General features: G+C 66.1%; 4 protein-coding genes. 3 read left to right on the top strand and 1 reads right to left on the bottom strand.

Features of this window, described 5'->3' with window-relative positions:
* The coding region (locus tag XAXN_RS22775; protein ID WP_209018944.1) for a hypothetical protein at positions 1 to 205 on the bottom strand (205 nt) is incomplete at its 3' end.
* A gap of 355 nt (positions 206 to 560) precedes the next feature.
* On the opposite strand from XAXN_RS22775, the gene XAXN_RS14765 reads away from it, so the two are divergent.
* The 3 genes from XAXN_RS14765 (at position 561) to XAXN_RS22555 (ending at position 5,955) form a co-directional block, all read left to right on the top strand.
* Positions 561 to 1,349: a DsbC family protein gene (locus tag XAXN_RS14765; RefSeq protein ID WP_054320108.1), complete on the top strand. Its 789-nt coding sequence runs from the start codon at positions 561 to 563 to the stop codon at positions 1,347 to 1,349.
* A gap of 293 nt (positions 1,350 to 1,642) precedes the next feature.
* Positions 1,643 to 5,689 carry a phosphoribosylformylglycinamidine synthase gene (gene purL / locus XAXN_RS14770; RefSeq protein ID WP_054320109.1) on the top strand — a complete coding sequence of 1,349 codons (4,047 nt, stop codon included), beginning with the start codon at positions 1,643 to 1,645 and terminating at the stop codon, positions 5,687 to 5,689.
* Positions 5,690 to 5,739: 50 nt separating this feature from the next.
* Complete coding sequence (locus XAXN_RS22555; protein WP_164514293.1) at positions 5,740 to 5,955, top strand: hypothetical protein; 216 nt, start codon at positions 5,740 to 5,742, stop codon at positions 5,953 to 5,955.
* Positions 5,956 to 6,205: the final 250 nt, after the last annotated feature.

The raw sequence follows: 6,205 nt of genomic DNA on the forward strand, positions 1-6,205 counted from the left end.
TGTCCGCTGCTTCATCGGCTTGCACCACCATCGCTGCGAAGCACTTATCCTCGCATCTTTGGAACTTGATCAGCGTTGCCTTAGCCTGGGCTGCGCCTCGCCAGGGGCGTGCGCGCTGACAACGCGCCGGTCGCGGTTGCGGCAGAAGGTCAATCACCCTCGCCGACGGCCGCACCAGCACCGCCAGCTGACGTTGTTGCTGCATCGTCACCAGCCGCACTAGGCGGCGCGGCGGCCTTGCCGGTCAGGCTGGCGCCGGCCGGTGTGGCCTTCCATGTCATACCTCGTGCATGCGGTCAGCGCCGGGCGCCAACTGGCGGTGCACCCAAGGAAATAGAGAGATAGCGGAGGGAACGAGGCTTGCGCGCATCTTCAAGTCGCCTTGCGACGGCGAATGTGCCGAGCCCACCGCCAGACCCGGCAAACCACGCGCGGCATTGCGTCTGTCCATTCGGTGCGGCAACGGTCTGCCCGCTGCGTTCACAAACTGTCGCGGTCGCGGCCAGGCTTCATCTGCGCTGTGCGAGAATTCCGGCACCTCATTCCATCTGGATGCGTGAATGTATCGTCTTGTCATCGCCGCGCTGCTGGGCGCGATCAGCCTTACCGCCTGCGCACAATCCTCGCAGCCTGCGGCAGGCACTGCCGGCGCCAAGCCAGCCGCTGCCACCGGCACGGTGGACCAGCGCGTAAGCACGGCGCTCAAGGCGCTGGACCCGGATTTCAGGCCCGATTACATCGGTGCTGCGCCGTTCCCCGGCTTCCGCGAAGTGGTCGTTGGCGGGCAGGTGCTGTACGTCAGCGATGACGGCCGTTACCTGATCCAGGCGCAGCCGTTCGACATCCAGAACAAGCAGTTTGCGGCCAGCCCTGGCTTGCTGGCCTACCGCCGCAAGCAGCTGGACACTGTGCCCAAGGCCGACCGCATCGTGTTCGCGCCGGCCAACCCGAAGTACACCATCACCGTCTTCACCGATGTGGAATGCGGTTACTGCCGCAAGTTGCATAGCGAGATCGGCGAGCTCAACAAGCAGGGCATCGCGGTGGAATACCTCGCGTTCCCACGTATGGGCCTGGGCAGCCAGGACCATAAGGAAATGATTGCGGTGTGGTGCGCTGCAGATCGCAAGCAGGCGCTCACGGCCGCCAAGTCGGGTCAGCCGGTTGCCTCCAAGGACTGCAAGAACCCGGTGTCGATGGAATACAACCTGGGTCAGCGCCTGGGCGTCAACGGAACTCCGGCGATCTTCGCCCCCGACGGCACCCAGCTCGGTGGCTACCTGCCGCCAGCACAGTTGCGTGAGGCGCTGGAAAAGCGTGCAGTGACCACGGCCGGCGGTAGCCGCTGAGGCTGGCTCGGCTCTGATCATCGTGGCGCGTCGCCGATAGCGCCGCTGCGGTGGCCGTCTGCACAATGACAAAGGCCCAGGTGCGACCGCATCCGGGCCTTTGCCGTTTTTGGGGGCTCGCCGCCATCTAGCCCGCCTTCTTCATGCTGGCCGGCGCAACGCGCGGGCACCGAAGCGGCGACAACGCTCCCGCCCGACGATTCCCCATTCCCCGCCATCGCACGCTCAGTCCGGCGTCGATCCATCAGCTCCGTTACAATCTGCAGCCCCGTTTCTCACTCGGTTCCCCGGACATGATGGTCCTTGAGGGCGCTTCCGCCCTTTCGCCGTTCCGCCGCGCTCGGCTCGAAATCCGCCTGCAAACCCTCGTTCCCGCGCTGCGTATCACTGGCGCCTGGCACGTGTACTTTATCCGCGCCGAGGCCGGGCAGTCGCCCGACCAGGCCACCTTGCAGCGGATTCTGCAGGCCAACGCCGCGCCCGCCGCGCGCGATGCCGATGCCTCCTCGCGCTACGTGGTGCCGCGCCTGGGCACCTTGTCGCCGTGGTCGAGCAAGGCCACCGAGCTGGTGCGCGGGGCCGGGCAGCCGATCCAGCGCGTGGAGCGCGGCACCCGCATCGACCTGGCCGGCTGGCCGGACGATGCTGCCGCCCAGGCCGCCGTGGCCAAGCTGCTGCACGACCCGATGACGCAATCGCTGCTCGGCTCGGCCGCCGCGGCCGAAGCGCTGTTCAACGTGCCCGACCCCGGCCAGTTGCAGCGCGTGCCACTGGATGGGCTGGAGCAGGCCAACCGCGACCTGGGCCTGGCCCTTGCGCAGGACGAAATCGACTACCTGCGCGAACGTTTCGGCGCGTTGGGCCGCGACCCGGCCGACGTCGAGCTGATGATGTTTGCCCAGGCCAACTCCGACCATTGCCGGCACAAGATCTTCAACGCCAGCTGGACCATCGACGGCAAGCCGCAGGAGCGCTCGCTGTTCCGCATGATCAAGCACACCCACCAGCAAACGCCGCAGCACACCTTGTCCGCCTACAGCGACAACGCGGCGGTGGTGGAAGGCGTGCCGGCCGCGCGCTATCGCCCGGATCCGGCCACCGGCCAATACCGCAGCGAGGCGGTGCTGCCGTCGGCATTTGCGATCAAGGTGGAAACGCATAACCACCCGACCGCGATCGCACCGTTCCCCGGCTCGGCCACCGGTGCCGGTGGCGAGATTCGCGACGAAGGCGCCACCGGCCGCGGTGGCAAGCCCAAGGCCGGCCTGACCGGGTTTTCGGTGTCGCACCTGCGCATTCCGACCCTGCCGCAGCCCTGGGAAGCGCCGCGCGCGCTGAACCCACGCATGGCGCCGGCGCTGGACATCATGCTCGACGGCCCGCTTGGCGGCGCCGCGTTCAACAACGAATTCGGCCGGCCGAACCTGCTCGGCTATTTCCGCAGTTTCGAGCTTGCCGAAGGCCCGGGCCTGACCCGCGCCTACGACAAGCCGATCATGCTGGCCGGCGGCCTGGGCGCGATCGATCGCAACCAGGTGGAAAAGCTACGCCTGCAGCCTGGCGATGCGGTGATCGTGCTCGGCGGCCCGGCGATGCTGATCGGCCTGGGCGGCGGTGCGGCCAGTTCGCTAGCAGCCGGCGACAGCGCCGAGGCGCTGGATTTCGCCAGCGTGCAACGCGAAAACCCGGAGATGGAACGCCGCTGTCAGGAGGTCATCGACCGCTGCGTGGCGCTGGGCGTGGACAACCCGATCCGCTGGTTCCACGACGTGGGCGCGGGTGGTTTGTCCAACGCCATCCCCGAGCTGCTGCACGATTCGGGCGTGGGCGGCATCATCGACCTGGGCCGCGTGCTCACCGACGACCCGTCGCTGTCGCCGCTGGAACTGTGGTGCAACGAATCGCAGGAACGCTACGTGCTCGGCGTGCCGCAGGCGCGCCTGGAAGAATTCGCCGCCATCTGCGCCCGCGAACGCTGCCCGTTCGCCGCGGTCGGCGTGGCGACGGCCGAGGAGCGGCTGGTGGTGGGCTACGGCGTCCTCGATCACGGGATTGGAGATTCGGGATTCGGGATTCGCAACGGCGCATTGCCGGCAACCGATACCGCTTTTCACCAATCCCCAATCCCGAATCCCCAATCCCAGCTCCCGATCGATCTGCCCATGGACGTGCTGTTCGGCAAGGCGCCGAAGATGCATCGCGATGCGGCGCATCCGGCCGCGCCGCAGTGGCCGGTGCTGCAGACCGCGCCGCTGGACCTGCAGCAGGCCGGTTTGCGCGTGTTGGCGCATCCCACCGTGGCGTCCAAGAGCTTTCTGGTCACCATCGGCGACCGCAGCGTGGGCGGCCTGACCGCGCGCGAACAGATGATCGGGCCGTGGCAGCTGCCGCTGGCCGATTGCGCGATCACCATGGCCGGTTTCGACACCTTCGAAGGCGAGGCGATGTCGATTGGCGAACGCACGCCGCTGGCGCTGTTGAACGCGGCCGCATCCGCGCGCATGGCGGTGGGCGAAGCGATCACCAACCTGTGCGCCGCACCGGTGCAGCGGCTGGACAGCATCAAGCTCTCGGCGAACTGGATGGCCGCCGCCGGCCACAGCGGCGAAGACGCCTTGCTGTACGACGCGGTGCGCGCGATCGGCATGGAACTGTGCCCCGCACTCGAACTGAGCGTGCCGGTGGGCAAGGATTCGCTGTCGATGCAGGCGCAGTGGGTTGAAGCCGGGATTGGTGATTCGGCATGCGGGATTGGCAAAACGCCGGAATCCTCCGCTGTTGCCAATCTCCAATCTCCAATCCCCAATCCCATCGCTTTCAAGAGCGTTTCGCCCGTCTCGCTGATCATCAGTGCGTTCGCCCCGGTGGGCGACGTGCGCACGCAGCTGACGCCGTTGCTGCGCAGCGGTGAAGAGAGCGAGCTGTGGTTGATCGGGCTGGGGGGCGGCAAACAGCGGCTGGGCGGGTCGGTGCTGGCGCAGGTGTATGCCGACGAAACCGCGCTGCCTGCGTTTGGCGGCGAGGTGCCGGATCTGGACGATGCACAGCGTCTGCGCAGTTTCTTCGAATTGATCTGCGACGCGCGCGACAGCGGGCTGCTGCTGGCGTACCACGATCGCAGCGATGGCGGTGCGTTTGCTGCGTTGTGCGAGATGGCTTTTGCGTCGCGGCAGGGCCTGGATATCACGCTGGATGCGTGGGGCGACGATGCGTTCCGCAGCTTGTTCAACGAAGAATTGGGCGCGGTGGTGCAGATCGCCAGCGAAGACCGCGCCGCGTTCGCCGACCTGGTCGAGCGCCACGCATTGACCGAATGCGCGCAGCGCATTGCGCGCCCCACCGGCACACCGCGCATCCGCGTGAGCGGGCAGGGCCGCGTGCTGGCCGAATGGCGCTGGGAAGAGCTGTTCGATGCGTGGTGGTCGGTGACCCATGCCATGCAGAAGCTGCGCGACAACCCGGACAGCGCCGACGAAGAGCGCGCGTTGGCACGCGATTTCAAGGCGCCAGGCCTGCGCCCGAAGCTTGTGTTCGACCCTTCCGACGATGTGGCGGCGCCGTTCGTGGCCACCGGTACGCGGCCCAAGGTGGCGATCCTGCGCGAGCAGGGCGTCAACGGGCAGATCGAAATGGCCTACAACTTCGAGCGCGCCGTTTTCCTTCCCTACGACGTGCACATGAGCGACCTGATCGAGGGCCGCGTGGACCTGAGCGAGTTCGTGGGTTTCGCGGCGTGCGGTGGTTTCAGCTACGGCGACGTGCTGGGTGCCGGCCGCGGCTGGGCGACATCCATCCTGGAACGCGCGGCGCTGCGCGACGCGTTCGCCGCGTTCTTCGCACGCAGCGATACGTTCTCGCTGGGCGTGTGCAACGGGTGCCAGATGCTCAGCCAGCTCAAGGACATCATTCCCGGTGCAGCGCATTGGCCGCGCTTCTTGCGCAATCGCAGCGAGCAGTTCGAAGCGCGCACCGCACTGCTGGAAGTGGTGGAGTCGCCGTCGATCTTCCTGCGCGGCATGGCCGGCTCGCGCATTCCGGTGGCGGTGGCGCACGGCGAAGGCCGCGCGGAGTTCGATACTGCCGTGGACCAGGCCGCTGCACGCGTGGCATTGCGTTACATCGATGGCGATGGCGCGGTGGCGTCGCAGTACCCGCTCAATCCGAACGGTTCCCCGGATGGCATCACCGGGCTGACCAGCAGCGACGGCCGCGTCACCATCCTGATGCCGCACCCGGAGCGCACGCCACGCAGCGCAAACCTGAGCTGGCACCCGGCCGACTGGGGCGAGGACTCACCGTGGCTGCGGATGTTCCGCAACGCGCGGGTGTGGTGCGGTTGATGCCGTGCGGCGGCAGCCGCTGACGCATGACCCGACGGCCGTGTGCAGCGATGCACACGGCCGTTGTCGTTTTGGCAGGGCGCGCCGAAACTGCAATTGAAATCGGTTGCAGTTTCGTTGCGTGCTGCCGCTACCAACGCATGCGCGCATGTCATCAGCAGCCTTGCGCGAAGCTGGGCGTGTTCGCTGGCCTCGCGCGCCTCGACTGCAATCTGCCGGTGGCGTTTGCGGCGCGCGCGAACCACGCGATGGAGCGGCTCAAATGACGATGGTCGCTCGATGAGCTAAATGCACCATGCGCTGCAATCGGAACTTTTGAAACATATCTTTGCTTTAGCGGTAGCGAAGTTGCGACTAAATAATCAATCGACACCTGGCCATTTTTAGTAACTTCTAAATGCATTGATTATTTATTCCTTAGCGCTAATTTTGCGGTGTGTGACGGCAATCGCATTGAAGGATCCACTTTTCAATTAAATTAATTTAGTGTTATCAATCTTTCGATCTTTCGATCTT

It is taken from the genome of Xanthomonas axonopodis, from assembly GCF_001304695.1.
GTDB classification, from domain to species: domain Bacteria; phylum Pseudomonadota; class Gammaproteobacteria; order Xanthomonadales; family Xanthomonadaceae; genus Xanthomonas; species Xanthomonas axonopodis.

Excerpts from the sequence above, each read along its gene's own strand:
- purL (WP_054320109.1), top strand. The coding sequence starts at position 1,643 with ATGATGGTCCTTGAGGGCGCTTCCGCCCTTTCGCCGTTCCGCCGCGCT.
- XAXN_RS22555 (WP_164514293.1), top strand. The coding sequence starts at position 5,740 with ATGCACACGGCCGTTGTCGTTTTGGCAGGGCGCGCCGAAACTGCAATT.
- XAXN_RS14765 (WP_054320108.1), top strand. The coding sequence starts at position 561 with ATGTATCGTCTTGTCATCGCCGCGCTGCTGGGCGCGATCAGCCTTACC.